The following is a 15048-nucleotide window of genomic DNA, read 5'->3' as shown; positions in this document are numbered from 1 at the left end:
GTCTGCCTTCCTTCTCGCGGCGGGGGCCGCGGTCTCTGGTGTCATTGGATGATGCTGGGCTGCAGGTCGCGGAGGGTGAAGAAGCGGGTCATGCGCACCACGCCGGCCAGCGCCGCGACGGCGGCGACGGCCGCCCACAGCAGCACGACGCCGATGTCCGTCCAGACCCGGGAGATGTCGCCGCCGTACATCACCTGCCGCAGCGCATCGACGACGAACCCCATGGGCAGCACCTCGTGAAGGGCCGCCAGCGGCGGCGGCAGCGTCTGCCAGGGGAAGGTGCCGCCCGCGGTTACCAGCTGCAGCACCATCAGGACCAGGCCGAGGAATTGGCCGACCGCTCCCAGCCAGACGTTCAGGGCCAGGATGATCCAGGTGTACGACGCCGAGGCCAGGACGAGCAGCCCGAACACCGCCAGGGGGTTCGCGAACCGGAAGCCCAGCGCGAGGGAGAGCACCCCGAACAGCCCGAGCATCTGGACCGCGCCCAGCAGCGCCGGCGTCAGCCAGCCCGCGATGGTCACGCGCACCGGCGCATCCATCGCCGACAGCGCACGGCGCGAGACGGGCTTGACGATCAGGAACAGCGCGTAGATGCCGATCCAGGCCGCCAGCGCGGCGAAGAACGGGGCCAGCCCGGCGCCGTAGTTCTGCGCCTGGGCCAGAGCGCTGGTGTCGATCCGCACCGGATCCGCCAGCACGGCGCTCTGCCGTTGGCGGGTCGCCTCATCGTCATCGGGCACCTGAGCCACGCCGTCCTGCAAGCCGGTGGCCAGCTCGCCCGCCCCGGTGGCCAGCTCGCCGATGCCGCTGCCGAGCTGGTCCACGCCGCCCACCAGCTGGCCCGCTCCGGATGTGGCGGTGTCAAGGCCGGACGCCAGCGTCGAGGAGCCGGAGGCCACCTCGTCCGCGCCGGCGGCCAGCTCGTCGATCCTGCCGACGGCGTTCTGAAGCCGATCGTCGAGAGTGCGGATGCGGTCCCCGACCGGGGCCAGGGCCGCGAGCGCCTGATCGATCTGGGCTTGGCTGAGCCCCGCGTCGGTGAGCACCTGGGTGATATCGGACTCCAGCTGCGGTAGCCGTGCGGTCGCCGCGGACGCCAGCGACCCGGCCTCGTCGGCGATGCCGTCCAGTTCGCGCACTCCGGCCGCGACCTGCGCGGATCCGGAGGCCAGGGCCTGCGCGCCGTCGCGCAGCTGGACGGTGCCGTCCGCGAGCTGCTGCGCCCCGGAACGCAGCTGTTGCACCCCGGAACCGGCTGTGCCCAGGCCGCTGACCAGCTGCGATGCTCCGGATGCCGCCTCCGCCAGCTTCGCGCGGATCTCCGCCAGCCCCGCCAGCACCGCCTCCGCCGCCGTGGTCACCACCTTCTCGGCGACGACGGTCTGCACGCGCTGCACCGCCTGGGTGCCGATGGTGGAGGCGAGGTAGTTGTTGGCGTCGTTGGTTCGCAGCTGGATGCGCGCACGCTCCGGATCCGACCCGGTGATGGATGCGATGTCGGCGGAGAAGTCCTTCGGGATGACGATCGCGAACTCGAAGCGCCCCTCGATGAGACCGGCCTCCCCCTTCTTCTCGCCGATGGCGGTCCAGTCGAAGGTGTTGCTCTTGAGCAGTTCCTGCGAGATCTCCTCGCCCAGATTGCGCTGAGAGCCGTCGATCTCGGCACCCTGGTCCAGCACGATCACCGCGGCGGGGATCTCGGCCAGCCGATCGTAAGGGTTCTGGTTGGCCCACAGATAGAACCCCCCGTACAGGATGGGCACGCACAGCAGCGCGAACAGCGCCAGGGCGAGCATCGGCGTGGACACCAGGCGCCGAAGCTCGGCCGCGACCATGTGCGAGATCTTCACGTGGTCCTCTTCGCGGAGGGGAGCGACTGGTCCTCGTCCGCCGCGGGCTCGTCCGGTGTGCCCAGCTCTGCGCCCAGCACCAGCCGCGAGGCCTCCCCCGCGATGACCAGCACCGCCATGCCGCGGCCGGCGAACTCGTCTGCCAATCCCCACCACACGCGCGGGTCGCCGCCGTGCCGGTCGGGCGAGACCAGCACGAGGCCCTCCACGCCCTTGCGCAGGGCCGCCAGTTCGCACAACAGGCGCAGACGCTGCGGCGGCTCGAGATTGCTGAAGGGGCGGCCGGCGACCTCCGACATCGACTGCTCCTTCAGCCAGCGGCGGGCGGACACCGGTCCGGAGCGGTGCCCCGCGAACATGAGCTCCTCGGCGACCACGGCCACGACGGCGACGTTGGGCTCCGGCGCGGAGATATCCGGCGCGTCCACGAGCGCGACACGGCGGCGCAGCGCCGCGGGATCCGCCCTGCCGTCGATGAGCACCTCGCCCGTGTCGGCGTGCATGCGCCCGGAGGCGAGCAGCCCCAGCACAGTCGGCCGTTGCTCCGTTTCGGCGAAGCCGAATGTGCTGCGTCCGGTCTCGAACAGCACGCTGGTGACCGGTAGGGCATGCTCACGCTCGGCCTTGGCCACCGCGTTCAGCTGAACGCGCACGCGTCACCGCGCCCTCGGTACCATCGGCCTTCGGCGAGTGCGGCGGGATCGGGCGTCCATGTCCACTCCCTCCGGGCCGATGGTGCGTCGCTGTCCCCACTGTCGGCCCCACTATGGTCGGGGACGGTTGCCACCGCAAGGTCCCGGGTGCTCGGAGCGCTCAGGACCCGCCGCTGCGCTCCATCCGCAGGAAGCGGTAGCGGATGCCGCTGGTGGAGGTCGCCCAGCCACGACCGGGATCCGCGCTGACGACATCCCAGCCGGTGCGTGCGGGGGCGTAGGTGTCGCCCGCGACGGTCGTGTCCAGTTCGGTCACCTCGAGCCGGTCCGCCAGCGCGATGCCCTCCCGGAACAGCTCGCCGCCGCCGATCAGCCAGATCCGTGCGGGACCATCGCCGGCCGCGGCGGCCAGCGCGGCCTGCAGGGAACCCGCGCGCTCGGCGCCGGGAGCCGACCACCTCTCGCTGCGTGTGACCACGATGTTGCGACGCGCCGGCAGCGGGCGGAACCGCTCGGGCAGCGAGTCCCACGTCTTGCGTCCCATCACCACCGGCGACCCGGCGGTGACCGCCTTGAAGTGCGCGAGGTCCTCCGGAACATGCCACGGCATACCGCCGTCGCGGCCGATGACACCGTCCGCGGCCTCGGCCCAGATCAGGCCGAGCCTCGAGGCTGCGCTCATACCGCGACGGCGCCGCGGATCGCGGGATGGTGCTGATAGTCCTCGATGACGAAGTCGTCGTATTCGTATTCGAAGATCGAGTCCGGTGTGCGGGTGATGCGCAACGTAGGCGGCGGGAACGGCTCGCGCTCCAGCTGCTGCCTGACCTGCTCGATGTGGTTGTCGTAGATGTGGCAGTCTCCCCCGGTCCACACGAAGTCCCCGACCGCCAGCCCGGTCTGCTGCGCGACCATGTGGGTCAGCAGGGCGTAAGAGGCGATGTTGAACGGAACGCCCAGGAAGAGGTCGGCGCTGCGCTGGTAGAGCTGACAGGAGAGTCGCCCATCGGCCACGTAGAACTGGAACAGCGCGTGGCAGGGCGCCAGTGCCATGTCCGGGATGTCCGCCGGGTTCCAGGCGGAGACGATCAGGCGGCGGGAGTCGGGATTGCGGCGGATCTCGTCGATGACGCCCGCGATCTGATCGATCGTCTCTCCGGACGCGGTCGGCCACGAACGCCACTGCACCCCGTACACCGGGCCGAGCTCGCCTGCGGCATCGGCCCACTCGTCCCAGATCGTGACGCCGTGCTCCTGCAGCCACGACACGTTCGACTCGCCGCGGAGGAACCAGAGCAGCTCGTACACGATCGACTTCATGTGCACGCGCTTGGTCGTCACCAGCGGAAACCCCTGGGACAGGTCGAAGTTCAGCTGCCGGCCGAACACACTGCGCGTACCGGTGCCGGTGCGATCCGTCTTGATCGCACCGTGCTCGAGCACGTCGCGCAGCAGGTCTTCGTAGGGGTTCGGGGTGGTCGCAGACATCGAGTCGATGGTATCCCTCCCCGGTCGCGGTCGCCCCGCCCGGCGGTACGGCGTGCCGTGCAGAACGTCGGAGTTCCCACATCCGGCTCTTATTCAGCCGCAAGCAGTTAGCCTGGGATGCTGTGACCCTCGTTCCCGCCCTCATCGGCCTCGCGCTGCTTCTCGCCGTGACGGTCGCGCTGGGTGTGTTCGTCAGATGGCGCCAGGGTCGCCCCCGGCGGGATATCCCGCACGAGATCGTCCAGCCCGCGCGTCTGGGTGCTGAAGCGCTCGGCCGGACGGCGACGCTGCTGCAGTTCAGCACGGACCTCTGCTCGCGCTGCCCGGGCGTGCACCGCACGCTCGCCTCGGTCGCCGAAGCCCACGACGGCGTCCTGCACCTGGACGTCGACGTGACCCACCGGCCGGACATCGCGAAGCACTTCAACATCCTGCAGACCCCGACGACCCTCGTGCTGGACGGTGACGGCGCGGTGCAGACCCGGTTCGGCGGCAGCCCCAACCGTGACGTCCTGGAGCTGGAGCTCAACCGCCTGACCGGGCAGCCGGCGAGTGTCTGACCGAACGGCCGGGGACCCGCGGGGCCTCGATCCCCGCGGCCCCCGCTTCGCGGCCGGCATCACATCGCTGCTCCTGCTCGTCGACGTGCTGCTGGGTCTGACCGGGCTGTCCACCCGGCGCGGCGGCGCAGGCTTCGGCTGGTACGCCTACGCGCCACTGTCGAATACGACGTTCACGCCGGAGGGCTGGGCGATTCACTCGGCCACCCTCGCACAGCGCGCACTGGATCCGGCGTTCCTGCTTCTGGTCGTGCTCGCACTGCTCTTCCTGTGGGGTGTGCTGTCCCCGCGTACGGCACCGTGGGGCGCGGTGTATCGCAGACTCGTCCAGCCGCGATTGAGTCCGCCCGCCGATCTGGAGGATCCCCGGCCCCCACGATTCGCGCAGGGAGTGGGCCTGGTGGTGGTGATGATCGGTCTCGTGCTGCACCTGGGCGGGGTTCCGTGGGCGCTGCCGATCGCGGCCGCGGCCGCCTTCGTCGCGGCTTTCCTGAATGCCGTCTTCGGGCTCTGCCTGGGCTGCCGGCTGTACCTGCTGCTCCAGCGTGCGGGCATCGTGGGGCGTGCGCGTCCCTCCGCGGCCTGATCCGGACCGGCGGGTTCGATCGGTCGCGCTGTGCGGACCGCGCCGTTAGGCTGACGGCAAAGCGTCCGGCGCGCGGGCGCATCCCGATCAGGAGGTTCCGATGACCGTCACGAGCGAAGCCAAAACCGTCTGGAAGGGCGGTTTGACCGATGGATCCGGCACGGTCGCGTTCCAGTCCTCCGGCATCGGCACGTTCGATATCAACTGGAAGGCGCGCAGCGAAGGCTCCACATCGTTCACCACGCCCGAAGAGCTGATCGCCGCCGCCCACGCCTCGTGCTTCAGCATGGCGTTCTCGAACGGGCTGGCGCAGAACGGCACCCCGCCGGAGTCGATCGAGACGACGGCGTCCGTGACCTTCAAGCCCGGCACCGGGATCACCGGAAGCCACCTGAACGTCAACGCCGTCGTGCCCGGACTGGGCCAGGAGGATTTCGACCGCATCGCGGCCGATGCCAAGGTCAACTGCCCCGTCTCGCAGGCCCTCGCGGGCATCGAGATCACTCTCGAGGCGACGCTTGCCTGAACCGGCTGCCCGGACGCGCCGGATCGTCGTGGCCGGCGCATCCGGACTGATCGGGTCCGCCCTGGTCGCCAGCCTCCGCGCGGACGGGATCCGGGTCACCACCCTCGTGCGCCGTCCCGCGGAGATGGCCGACGAGATCGAATGGCTGACCGACGCGTCGCCGCTCGATCCGGCTGTCCTGGATGGCGCAGACGCGGTGGTCGGGCTGAACGGGGCATCGATCGGCCGATTCCCGTGGACCTCCGGCTACAAGAACACGCTGCTGTGGTCGCGGATCACGCCGGCGCGCGCCCTCGCACGCGCTGTGCGTGAACTGGGCACCGACGCCCCCGCGTTCCTGTCGGCCTCCGCCGTGGGCTACTACGGGTCAGCACCCGGCCGGGTGCTGACCGAGAGATCCCCGCGCGGGGAGACGTTCCTCGCCGACCTGTGCGGGGAGTGGGAGGCAGCGGCGCTGGGTGCCGGGTCGCGTGCGCGCGTGGCGCTGATGCGCACGGCGCCCGTGGTGCATCCGGAGGGCGTACTGAAACCGCTCGTGCTGCTCACCCGTCTGGGTGTGGCCGGCCCGATCGCCGGCGGACAGCAGAAATGGCCCTGGATCTCGCTCGCGGACGAGGTGCGCGGCATCCGTCATCTCCTGGACGCCGACATCGAGGGTCCGGTGAATCTCGTCGGTCCGAACCCCGCGAACGCGAACGACCTCGGCTTCGCGCTGGCGATGCGGATGAACCGGCCGTTCGTCGTGCCCGCACCGGCCTGGGCGCTCAGGCTCGTGCTCGGCGCCGACGCGACCGAGGGGCTGCTGACCGGCGATGCCGCCGTGCTCCCGGTCGTGTTGGGCGAATCCGGATTCCGCTTCACCTCCGAGACGGTCGAAGAGGCTGTGGATGCCGCGGTGCCCGCACCGCCGGACTAGCGACGACGCGACCCCGTCTCCAGCTGGATCGCCCGCCGCACCGCGGCACGGGCTCGTCTGCGGTCGCCGGCGGCGTCGTACGCCAGACCGAGCCGGTACCAGGCGCGCCAGTCGTCCGGATCCGCCTCGACCTGGGCCCGATAGGCGGGAAAGACGAGATCCCCGTCTTCGCGCATGACTCTGCCGCTCGGCCGTACCGACACCTCGTCATCGGGCAAGCCGCCCTCGGTCTCGAGCCGGCGCGCGAGCTGCTCGGCGCGGATGCCGAACCACAGCTCGCGTCCCAGGGCCCAGGCCGCGATGACGGGCAGCACGACCAGCGCCGCGCCCATCGCGATGCCGATCGGCTCTCCGCTGATCAGAAGCAGCCACGCCCGCTGCGCGACCAGGACGATGTACAGCACGAGGAGCGCCGCCATCACCGCGACACCGATGCGGGCGCTCATGCTCCGGTGACGCGGGCGACCTGGCCCGGTACGTCGGTCTCGGCGACGGGTCGCTCCGGCGCCGGTTGGGGCATGCGGATGCCGATGTCCAGGAAGCTGTCCAGTCCGATGAAGACGCCTCGGGCGTCGCGAGCCGCTCCCAGCGCCAGCCGGATCCCGGGGGCGTAGGCCAGAGCGGGCTCGACGGTGTCGTGGGTGAGCGTGAGCGACTCCCCCGGACCCGACAGGATCACGTCCTGCCGCGCCACGACCCCGGGGCGGCGCAGGGAGTGGATCGGAATGCTGGCGACCTGCTGCCCTCGGGCGCGCTGGTCGACGTGCGGCGATTCGACCGGACCCACCTCTGCCCGCGCTGCGCCGATGAGCTCCGCCGTGCGCACCGCCGTCCCGCTGGGTGAGTCGATCTTGGTCTCGCGGTGCGCCTCGACGATTTCGACGGACGGGAAGAAGGGCGCCGCCGCCGCGGCCAGAGCCGTACCGAGGACTGAGCCGAGCGAGAAGTTCGGGATGAAGACGGCGCCGGTGCCGGCGGCGGCCACGATCGGGCGGATCAGTGCGATGCGTTCCGCGGACCATCCCGATGTGCCCACCAGCACGTTCATGCCTCGCTCGATCGAGGCGCGGACGACGTCGATGGACACGGCCGGGCTCGAGGCGTCAACGACCAGATCGGCGCCGTCGAGCTCGGACAGCTGCGACTTCGAGGTGAGCGTGGCGATGACCTCGAAGTCATGCTCCGTGTCGATGACACCCCGGATGATCCCGCCCAGCTTGCCGGTGCCGCCGACCAGGGCCACGCGTGTCGTCATGGATCCCATCGTATCGGCGGCACGTCGTGCCGGTCGTGCCGTGCGGCCTCGCCGGGCGCCGCCGGTACGCTCGAGACCATGCCGACGATCACTCCGCTTCCGGTCGACGACCCTGCTGCGCACGAGCTTCTCGCCGACTACTTCCGCATGCGCACCGCCACGTTTCCGGGGCACACCTACGCGACGGTCTTCCCGGATCCGGCGGCCTTCGAGCCGCCCCAGGGCGTGTTCCTCGTCGTGACGGACGGCGAGGACGGGGTCGGATGCGGCGGCATCCGCCGCATCGAGGACGGCCCGCACGGGCCGCGGTACGAGGTGAAGCATCTCTACCTGCGACCCGAGACCCGGGGTCGCGGGTGGGGCCGTCTGCTGATGGAGGACCTCCGGCGGCGGGCTGCGGAGTTCGGCGCCGCCGAGCTCGTCCTGGACACCCACCACACGCTGGAGGCCGCCGGCCGCTTGTACGAGGCCACCGGCTTCGTCCCGATCGACCCGTACAACGACAACCCGAATGCGACGCGCTGGTACGGCAAGGCGCTGCAGTCCGGAACTGACGGCGGCAGCGCCGCGGTGATCGACGCCCCGAGCTAGACCAGGGGATCCTCGGGCAGGCCGGTGCGCAGCTCCATCGGGAGATGCCCCAGGTCGTTGTGGGAGACCAGCGTCCAGGGGCGGCCCTGCTTCTGCGAGATCACGGTGAGCCCGCAGTGCGCTTGGTTCAGCGTCATCCAGCGCCAGTCCGGGGCCCCCAGCACTTCGCGCACGAACCACCCGATGACGAAGTTGTGCGTGATGAGCAGTTCGTGCACCTCGCCGCTCTTGCGGACGAGGTACTCGCTGGCGGCGTCCGCCATCTGCGCCCGGCCGGCGTCGACCTCGGCCTCGGTCACGCTGCCGAAGAACGGCTCGAACACGGCCGGGGTCTGATCGGTCATGCCGGTCGGGACGCAGTCGAACAGCAGAGACGACGGCTCGGGCGAGAGAGAAGGCATCCGCTCGGCGACGGCGCGAGCGGTCTGGCTCGCCCGCTCCAGGGGCGAGTGCCACACCGCGTCGAAGGGGATGCCCGACAGGCGATCGGCCAGCAGCGAAGCCTGCCGCCGACCACGCGGTGAGAGCGGCCCATCGACGAGTCCGTGCTCGGCATCCTGATGCTCGCCGTGCCGCACGAGGTAGATGTAGTGCGTCACGCCAGCTCGCTTCGTCGGGGGTCGGGGTGCTTTACGCGTACCCTCCCAGCCTATGTCACGGGCTGTAGCGGCAGCCCGCGATCGAACGTATCGGCGCTATTCGGACGCGCGTGCGATATCGGCGAGCTGGACGCGGCTGAGCTGGACGCCGACGCCCTGCACCAGCTCTTCGACGTGGTGTGCGGCGTACGCGTTGACGATGGGCGCGGCGATCAGCTTCTGCGCGAGCAGCCACGCGACCGCCACGGCGGCATCGGGCACGCCCAGCTCCGTTCCGACCGCATCCAGGGCGCGCAGCGTGCGGCTTCCGCGCCGATTCATGCTGGCGGCGATCTGAGCGCCACGGACGGACAGTCCGCCGCGGAGCTTCGTGCGGTGCCGGCCGGCGAGGAACCCGTGCTCGAGCGGGTGCGACGGCGTGACGGCCATCCCCTGAGCTCCTGCGACCAGGCGCAGATCGGCATCGAACTCGTGCCGGCGCAGCACGTTGAACGGCACGTCGAGCACGGTGATGCGCGGATAGCCGGCAGAGGCGAAGATGCGCGCCTCGACGAGTTGGGTGGCGGTCAGGCCGACGGCGCCGATCGCTCGCGCCTTGCCGGACTCCACCAGCCACTCCGCGGTGGCCAGGGCGTCTTCGAGGTCCGCGTGACCATCGGTGGCATCCAGGTAGAGCACGTCCACACGGTCGGTGCGGAGGCGAGTGAGCGAGGCCTCGACCGCGCGGACCAGGTTGACCGGGCCCAGGCCCGGGTTGTCGGGGTGCCCGCCGACGCGGACGGCGAGGGTGATCTCATCGCGCAGTCCGCGGGAGTGCAGCCACTGGCCGATGATGTGCTCGCTGCGGCCGCCGGCGAAGCTGTCGGCCGTGTGCAGCGCGTTGCCGCCGCGCTCCACGTACGCGTCCATGATCTCGTGGCTGGATTCCAGGTCGACGTTCCAGCCGAACTCGGCACCACCGAGGATCAGCGGAAAGATCGCGAACCCGGTCTCTCCGAGGGGCACCCGGACGCTCTCGCCCACGGCCGGACCCTGTACCGGGATCGGTGACGAGGGGTGCACATCAGCGGGCGCGGTCGGCGCATCGCGTCTCGTGGACGAGATGGCAGAGCCGACATCTGATCGAGCCATCTCCCACCCCCTCACGTCGGCTCCGGCCGAGCCTCTGTGTCTTCGAAGTCCGCGCCCCCCGGCGCTTTCTTCGAGGTTAGGCCGCCCAGGAACGCGAGCCGCTCATTCCGGTGGCCTGTCGATAAACATTCGATAACACTTGGGTCACGAAGCGGGTATGATCCGCGTCCTGTCCGCCGTTCGGGGGACAGATGGTCTAAAGCGGATGCCCGCTCCCCCGATTGGGGGGAACGGGCATCCGTGATCGAAGAGCCGCGATCAGCGGCCGCTCGAGTGTGGTGCGGCTCGGGCTCAGGCCTCCGCCGGGACCTCCACACCGGGGGTGGCCGCGGGGCGACCCTCCTGGCCGGCGGACTCTTCGACGACCGGCTCCAGCGACAGCTTGCCGCGGTCGTCGATCTTGGTGATCTTGACCAGCAGCTTCTGGCCGACGCTCAGGACGTCCTCGACGTTCTCCACGCGCTTGCCACCGGCGAGCTTGCGGACCTCGCTGACGTGCAGCAGTCCGTCCTTGCCGGGCAGCAGCGAGATGAACGCACCGAAGGTCGCGAGCTTCACGACGGTGCCGAGGAACTGCTCGCCGATCTCCGGGTTGGTGGGGTTCGCGATCGCGTTGACCTGGGCGCGGGCGGCTTCGGCGGCAGGGCCGTCGGTGGCGCCGATGTAGACGGTGCCGTCCTCCTCGATCGAGATCTGGGCTCCCGTCTCGTCCTGGATCGCGTTGATCGTCTTGCCCTTGGGGCCGATGAGCTCGCCGATCTTGTCGACCGGAATCTGGACGCTGATCACGCGGGGCGCGGTCGGTGCCATCTCGTCCGGACCGTCGATCGCGGCGTTCAGAACGCCGAGGATCGTCAGCCGAGCCTCGTGGGCCTGCTGCAGCGCGGCGGTCAGCACCGACGACGGGATGCCGTCGAGCTTCGTGTCCAGCTGGATCGCGGTGACGAACTCGGACGTGCCGGCGACCTTGAAGTCCATGTCACCGAGGGCGTCCTCGGCTCCCAGGATGTCGGTCAGCGCCGCGTAGCGCGTCTGGCCCTCGTGCTGGTCGGTGACCAGTCCCATCGCGATGCCCGCGACCGCGGCCCGGAGGGGCACGCCGGCGTTCAGCAGCGACAGGGTGGAGGCGCAGACCGAGCCCATCGACGTCGAGCCGTTGGAGCCGAGAGCCTCGGACACCTGACGGATCGCGTAGGGGAACTCCTCGCGGCTGGGCAGCACCGGCACGAGTGCGCGCTCGGCAAGGAAGCCGTGCCCGATCTCGCGACGCTTGGGGCTGCCCACTCGACCGGTCTCACCGGTCGAGTACGGCGGGAAGTTGTAGTGGTGCATGTACCGCTTGTGCGTCACCGGGGACAGCGAGTCGATCTGCTGCTCCATCTTCAGCATGTTCAGCGTCGTGACACCCAGGATCTGGGTCTCACCGCGCTGGAAGATGGCCGAGCCGTGAACGCGCGGGATGACCTGCACTTCGGCGTCGAGCGGACGGATGTCCGCCAGCCCGCGGCCGTCCATGCGGACGCCCTCGGCGAGGATGCGTCCGCGCACGATCACCTTGGTGACCGACTTGTACGCCGCCGAGAACTCCAGCGTGGCGACGGGAGGCAGTTGGCCCGACTCCACGGCTGCCAGCAGCTCCGCCTTGACGGCATCCTTCAGCGCATCGTCGGCGTTCTGGCGCTCGATCTTGTCGGCGATCTGGTAGATCGGCACGAGCTTGTCGTAGGCGCGGCCGGCCACGAAGTCGTACGTCTCCTGGCTGTACGGCAGGAAGACCGGGAACTGCTTGATCGGCTTCGCCGCGGTGTTGGCCACGACGTTCTGCGCGGCCACGAGCTGCTTGATGAAGGGCTTCGAGGCTTCGAGGCCTTCGGCCACGACCTGCTCGTTCGGCTTGACGGCGCCGGCCTTGATCAGGTTCCAGCTGCCTTCGGTCGCTTCGGCTTCGACCATCATGATCGCGACATCGTCGTTGCCGTCGGCGTCGGTGATGACGCGACCGGCGACGATCAGGTCGAAGACGGCCTCCTCCAGCTGAGTCACGGTGGGGAACGCGATCCACTGGTCGGCGTGCTCGCCGTGGCCCGGGATCAGCGCCAGACGCACGCCGGCGATCGGACCGGAGAACGGAAGACCGGAGATCTGAGTCGAGAGCGACGCAGCGTTGATCGCGAGCGCGTCGTAGAACTCGCCGGGGGCGATCGACAGCACGGTCACGACGATCTGCACCTCGTTGCGCAGACCCTCGACGAACGAGGGGCGCAGCGGGCGGTCGATGAGGCGGCAGACCAGGATCGCCTCAGTGGAGGGGCGGCCTTCGCGGCGGAAGAACGAACCGGGGATCTTGCCCGCGGCGTACGAGCGCTCTTCGACGTCGACGGTCAGCGGGAAGAAGTCGAAGCCTTCACGAGGATGCTTGCCGGCGCTGGTGGCCGACAGGAGCATCGTCTCCTCATCGAGGTAGGCGGCGACGGCACCCTGCGCCTGCTGGGCGAGGCGGCCGGTTTCGAAACGGATGGTGCGGGTGCCGAAACGGCCGTTATCGAGAACGGCTTCTGCGGCAGTGATTTCAGGACCTTCCAAGAGGTCTCTCCTTCTTTGTTTAAGCTCGCTCGCCCGTATGGCGCGCGAGCATGTCGAAGGAGCAGGAACAGGCAGATTATCGGCGCGCGACAGTCCGTCGCGCTGTACCTGCGCTGGTCACCAGTAGAAGACCACCGAGTCTCACCCTGGGGTGATCGAGCGCGGCGGAGCGCGCATCGGAATCGGGAACCCACCACAGGGGACCAGCTTGCTGCCGGCCTGCTCCGTGTAGCTCGTATTGAATTGAGCGGATGCCCGTAGGCAACCCCACCCAGACTACCAGTGCGGACCGGACGCCGAGCGGACAGCGCAGCGCGCCGGGCGGCGAAGGGTGGCGGGGGCGCCGAACCGGTGCCTAGGCTGGGCACATGAGCACCGAAGACAAACCTGCCGATGACGCATCCGCAGAGATGAAGCGCAAGTTCAAGGAGGCGCTCGAGAAGAAGAACGCCAAGCACCGCGGCGGCGAGGCCCACCTGGATGGCGAGTCCCCCGTGCACGGTACGCATGGCGCCGCCCAGACCAAACGCGAGTTCCGCCGCAAGAGCGGCTGAGAGGAGCAGGCGATGGTGTTCGACCCCACTTTCCACGAGATCGACCGTGAGGCGGCGAACCTGCCGGATCTGGCCGGCGCGGACGTGGACATCGATCCCGCCGACCTGGATCACGGGGTCGATGCCGCCGACGCCGGTTCCGTCGAAGAGGAGCAGGAGGCCGCCGCCGAGGGAAGCGCGGAGGCGGACATCGTCTTGTCCGACGTCCCGGCGGATGACCTGCCCCCCTACGGCCAGGAGTGATGGGAGAATTCAGATGAGCGGATTCCAGGAGCGCAACCCGGACGATGAGCGCGAGGTCCCCCTCGATGACGCCGCGGACTTCGACACACCGCCGCCGACGATCGATCCTCTCGAGACCGTCGAGGATGACGTCGACGACGCCGACGCCGAGAAGCGCGAGGCCGCGATCGAGGCGGGTCAGCTCGACCCGCGCGACTGAGACGCCGCCGCACCGGGTCCCCCGAGTGAACGGGAGAGGTTCGGGCGACCCCGCACGGCGGATGTCGGTCGCGACGGCGGGCGACGACGGGTCGGCCCAGGCCGGCGGCGCTAGTCTGCGGCGACCGCGTACGGTCGCTCGGGGCTGCGGTGCTGGAACTCCAGAATCGCGGCGTTGCGCACCTCGCCGTCGCTGACCTCGATCGCCCGCGACACCGTGTCGTTCGCCGCCCACGCTTCGGGACCGGCCATGACGATCGGCAGGAAGCCGAGCAGCGCCTCGCTGATCTCCCAGCTCGCGGAGTTCCACAGGTACGACGGGCTGTGATCGACGGCGTAGTAATTGACGTTGCGCCCGACGGTGAACATCGGGTCGGCGAAGCTCGTGGTGCGAGCCCACTCGAACCCCATCCCCTCGTCGCACGAGACGTCCACGATGAGACTGCCCGGACGGAACGCCGCCAGGTCGTCCGTCTTCAGATACAGCAGCGGCCGGTTCGGGTCCTGCAGCGTGCAGTTGACCACGATGTCGCTCTCGGCCAGGAACGGCGCCAGCGGCACCCGCCCCTCATCGGTGATGACCTCGCTGAGGTAGGGACCGTCGTGGTCGAACTGGATGATCTGCGCAGCGTGGATCGGCGCGGCCACGGAGGCGGTCTGCCGGTTTGTCAGCACACGGATGTCGTGCACGCCGTGGGCGCGCAGGGCGGTGACCGCGCCGCGCGCGGTGGCTCCGAAGCCGATCACCACGGCGGTCAGGCGGCGCCCGTAGTCCCCGGTCGAGCCGCACAGCTGCAGCGCGTGCAGCACGGAGCAGTACCCCGCGATCTCGTTGTTCTTGTGGAAGACGTGCAAGCCGAAGCTTCCGTCGGCACCCCAGTGGTTCATCGCTTCGAACGCGATGACGGTCAGTCGCTTGTCCAGCGAGATCTGGGTCATCTCCCGGTCCTGCACAAGGTGCGGCCAGCCCCACAGCACCTGTCCGTCGCGCATCTCGCGCAGATCCCCGTGCTGGGGCTTGGGGAGGAGGACCACGTCGGATGCGGCGATCAGCGCGTCGCGTTCCAGGATGCCGCCCACCAGCGGTCGCAGTTCGTCGTCCTCGACGCCGAAGCGCCGTCCGTAGCCGGACTCCAGCAGCAGGTGCGGGCGCAGCTCCTCCGGGACCTTGTCGAAGTGACCGGGATGCAGCGGCACGCGCCGCTCGTCCGGCTTGCCGGATACGCCGATGACCCCGAGAGTCAGCAGGTTCTGTGGAGTGCTCATGCTCTTCTTCCCGCGCCGGGGGCCGAACCGACTCCGTGGCACCGAC

Annotated in this window: 18 protein-coding genes; 8 read left to right on the top strand and 10 right to left on the bottom strand. The window is 69.8% G+C overall.

Going from position 1 to position 15048, the window contains the following annotated elements; genetic code table 11:
• Positions 1-41: 41 nt before the first annotated feature.
• From NQ152_RS15000 to NQ152_RS14985, 4 genes are all read right to left on the bottom strand, one after another.
• Entirely contained in the window at positions 42-1853 is a 1812-nt protein-coding gene (locus NQ152_RS15000; RefSeq protein ID WP_257502716.1) for a YhgE/Pip domain-containing protein, read from the bottom strand.
• Entirely contained in the window at positions 1850-2506 is a 657-nt protein-coding gene (locus NQ152_RS14995) for a hypothetical protein (protein WP_257502717.1), read from the bottom strand. Before NQ152_RS14995 ends, NQ152_RS15000 begins: the two co-directional genes overlap by 4 nt.
• 160 nt (positions 2507-2666) lie before the next feature.
• Complete coding sequence (locus NQ152_RS14990; protein ID WP_257502718.1) at positions 2667-3188, bottom strand: dihydrofolate reductase; 522 nt, start codon at positions 3186-3188, stop codon at positions 2667-2669.
• On the bottom strand, positions 3185-3994 hold the full coding sequence (locus tag NQ152_RS14985; protein WP_257502719.1) for a thymidylate synthase: 810 nt from the start codon (positions 3992-3994) through the stop codon (positions 3185-3187). The genes NQ152_RS14990 and NQ152_RS14985 overlap by 4 nt, the downstream gene beginning before the upstream one ends.
• Positions 3995-4116: 122 nt before the next feature.
• Between NQ152_RS14985 and NQ152_RS14980 the strand changes: the two genes are divergently transcribed.
• The 4 genes from NQ152_RS14980 to NQ152_RS14965 all read left to right on the top strand — a co-directional run bounded on the left by NQ152_RS14980 (position 4117) and on the right by NQ152_RS14965 (position 6582).
• Entirely contained in the window at positions 4117-4554 is a 438-nt protein-coding gene (locus tag NQ152_RS14980) for a thioredoxin family protein (protein WP_257502720.1), read from the top strand.
• On the top strand, positions 4547-5140 hold the full coding sequence (locus tag NQ152_RS14975) for a DUF4395 domain-containing protein (RefSeq protein ID WP_257524555.1): 594 nt from the start codon (positions 4547-4549) through the stop codon (positions 5138-5140). Before NQ152_RS14980 ends, NQ152_RS14975 begins: the two co-directional genes overlap by 8 nt.
• Positions 5141-5240: 100 nt before the next feature.
• Positions 5241-5666: an OsmC family protein gene (locus NQ152_RS14970; protein WP_257502722.1), complete on the top strand. Its 426-nt coding sequence runs from the start codon at positions 5241-5243 to the stop codon at positions 5664-5666.
• On the top strand, positions 5659-6582 hold the full coding sequence (locus tag NQ152_RS14965) for a TIGR01777 family oxidoreductase (RefSeq protein WP_257502723.1): 924 nt from the start codon (positions 5659-5661) through the stop codon (positions 6580-6582). The genes NQ152_RS14970 and NQ152_RS14965 overlap by 8 nt, the downstream gene beginning before the upstream one ends.
• On the opposite strand, the gene NQ152_RS14960 is transcribed toward NQ152_RS14965, so the two are convergent.
• Together NQ152_RS14960 and dapB are read right to left on the bottom strand one after the other, a co-directional pair.
• Positions 6579-7028 (bottom strand): hypothetical protein, encoded by a 450-nt coding sequence (locus NQ152_RS14960; RefSeq protein WP_257502724.1) that lies wholly within the window; start codon positions 7026-7028, stop codon positions 6579-6581. The genes NQ152_RS14965 and NQ152_RS14960 overlap by 4 nt on opposite strands.
• Complete coding sequence (gene dapB, locus NQ152_RS14955) at positions 7025-7837, bottom strand: 4-hydroxy-tetrahydrodipicolinate reductase (protein ID WP_257502725.1); 813 nt, start codon at positions 7835-7837, stop codon at positions 7025-7027. Before dapB ends, NQ152_RS14960 begins: the two co-directional genes overlap by 4 nt.
• 78 nt (positions 7838-7915) lie before the next feature.
• Here dapB and NQ152_RS14950 point away from each other — a divergent pair, with 78 nt between their 5' ends.
• Positions 7916-8428: a GNAT family N-acetyltransferase gene (locus NQ152_RS14950; RefSeq protein ID WP_257502726.1), complete on the top strand. Its 513-nt coding sequence runs from the start codon at positions 7916-7918 to the stop codon at positions 8426-8428.
• Here the strand turns inward: NQ152_RS14950 and NQ152_RS14945 are convergent.
• The 3 genes from NQ152_RS14945 to NQ152_RS14935 form a co-directional block, all read right to left on the bottom strand.
• Complete coding sequence (locus tag NQ152_RS14945; RefSeq protein ID WP_285178289.1) at positions 8425-9027, bottom strand: histidine phosphatase family protein; 603 nt, start codon at positions 9025-9027, stop codon at positions 8425-8427. The genes NQ152_RS14950 and NQ152_RS14945 overlap by 4 nt on opposite strands.
• Positions 9028-9123: 96 nt before the next feature.
• Positions 9124-10158, bottom strand: a complete 1035-nt coding sequence (locus NQ152_RS14940; RefSeq protein WP_306815994.1) for an aldo/keto reductase — start codon at positions 10156-10158, stop codon at positions 9124-9126.
• A gap of 291 nt (positions 10159-10449) precedes the next feature.
• A complete protein-coding gene (locus NQ152_RS14935; RefSeq protein ID WP_257524553.1) occupies positions 10450-12741 on the bottom strand; it encodes a polyribonucleotide nucleotidyltransferase in 2292 nt (763 codons plus the stop codon).
• 368 nt (positions 12742-13109) lie between these two features.
• Here NQ152_RS14935 and NQ152_RS14930 point away from each other — a divergent pair, with 368 nt between their 5' ends.
• The 3 genes from NQ152_RS14930 to NQ152_RS14920 are packed head-to-tail and all read left to right on the top strand — an operon-like array spanning position 13110 to position 13737.
• A complete protein-coding gene (locus NQ152_RS14930) occupies positions 13110-13295 on the top strand; it encodes a DUF5302 domain-containing protein (protein WP_257502729.1) in 186 nt (61 codons plus the stop codon).
• Between the two features lie 12 nt (positions 13296-13307).
• Positions 13308-13538 (top strand): hypothetical protein, encoded by a 231-nt coding sequence (locus tag NQ152_RS14925; RefSeq protein WP_257502730.1) that lies wholly within the window; start codon positions 13308-13310, stop codon positions 13536-13538.
• A gap of 13 nt (positions 13539-13551) precedes the next feature.
• Positions 13552-13737 (top strand): hypothetical protein, encoded by a 186-nt coding sequence (locus NQ152_RS14920; protein ID WP_257502731.1) that lies wholly within the window; start codon positions 13552-13554, stop codon positions 13735-13737.
• A 110-nt stretch (positions 13738-13847) separates the two neighbouring features.
• On the opposite strand, the gene NQ152_RS14915 is transcribed toward NQ152_RS14920, so the two are convergent.
• Positions 13848-15002 carry a N(5)-(carboxyethyl)ornithine synthase gene (locus tag NQ152_RS14915; protein ID WP_257524552.1) on the bottom strand — a complete coding sequence of 385 codons (1155 nt, stop codon included), beginning with the start codon at positions 15000-15002 and terminating at the stop codon, positions 13848-13850.
• Between the last annotated feature and the right edge of the window lie 46 nt (positions 15003-15048).

Origin of the sequence: Microbacterium sp. zg.B48 (assembly GCF_024623505.1) — a bacterium.
GTDB lineage: Bacteria > Actinomycetota > Actinomycetes > Actinomycetales > Microbacteriaceae > Microbacterium.
The sequence above is the reverse complement of the archived record's forward strand: the minus strand, read 5'-3'. Positions and strand labels throughout refer to the sequence as shown.

Excerpts from the sequence above, each read along its gene's own strand:
- NQ152_RS14990 (WP_257502718.1), bottom strand. The coding sequence starts at position 3,188 with ATGAGCGCAGCCTCGAGGCTCGGCCTGATCTGGGCCGAGGCCGCGGAC.
- NQ152_RS14985 (WP_257502719.1), bottom strand. The coding sequence starts at position 3,994 with ATGTCTGCGACCACCCCGAACCCCTACGAAGACCTGCTGCGCGACGTG.
- NQ152_RS14970 (WP_257502722.1), top strand. The coding sequence starts at position 5,241 with ATGACCGTCACGAGCGAAGCCAAAACCGTCTGGAAGGGCGGTTTGACC.
- NQ152_RS14960 (WP_257502724.1), bottom strand. The coding sequence starts at position 7,028 with ATGAGCGCCCGCATCGGTGTCGCGGTGATGGCGGCGCTCCTCGTGCTG.
- dapB (WP_257502725.1), bottom strand. The coding sequence starts at position 7,837 with ATGACGACACGCGTGGCCCTGGTCGGCGGCACCGGCAAGCTGGGCGGG.
- NQ152_RS14950 (WP_257502726.1), top strand. The coding sequence starts at position 7,916 with ATGCCGACGATCACTCCGCTTCCGGTCGACGACCCTGCTGCGCACGAG.
- NQ152_RS14940 (WP_306815994.1), bottom strand. The coding sequence starts at position 10,158 with ATGGCTCGATCAGATGTCGGCTCTGCCATCTCGTCCACGAGACGCGAT.
- NQ152_RS14930 (WP_257502729.1), top strand. The coding sequence starts at position 13,110 with ATGAGCACCGAAGACAAACCTGCCGATGACGCATCCGCAGAGATGAAG.
- NQ152_RS14925 (WP_257502730.1), top strand. The coding sequence starts at position 13,308 with ATGGTGTTCGACCCCACTTTCCACGAGATCGACCGTGAGGCGGCGAAC.
- NQ152_RS14920 (WP_257502731.1), top strand. The coding sequence starts at position 13,552 with ATGAGCGGATTCCAGGAGCGCAACCCGGACGATGAGCGCGAGGTCCCC.
- NQ152_RS14915 (WP_257524552.1), bottom strand. The coding sequence starts at position 15,002 with ATGAGCACTCCACAGAACCTGCTGACTCTCGGGGTCATCGGCGTATCC.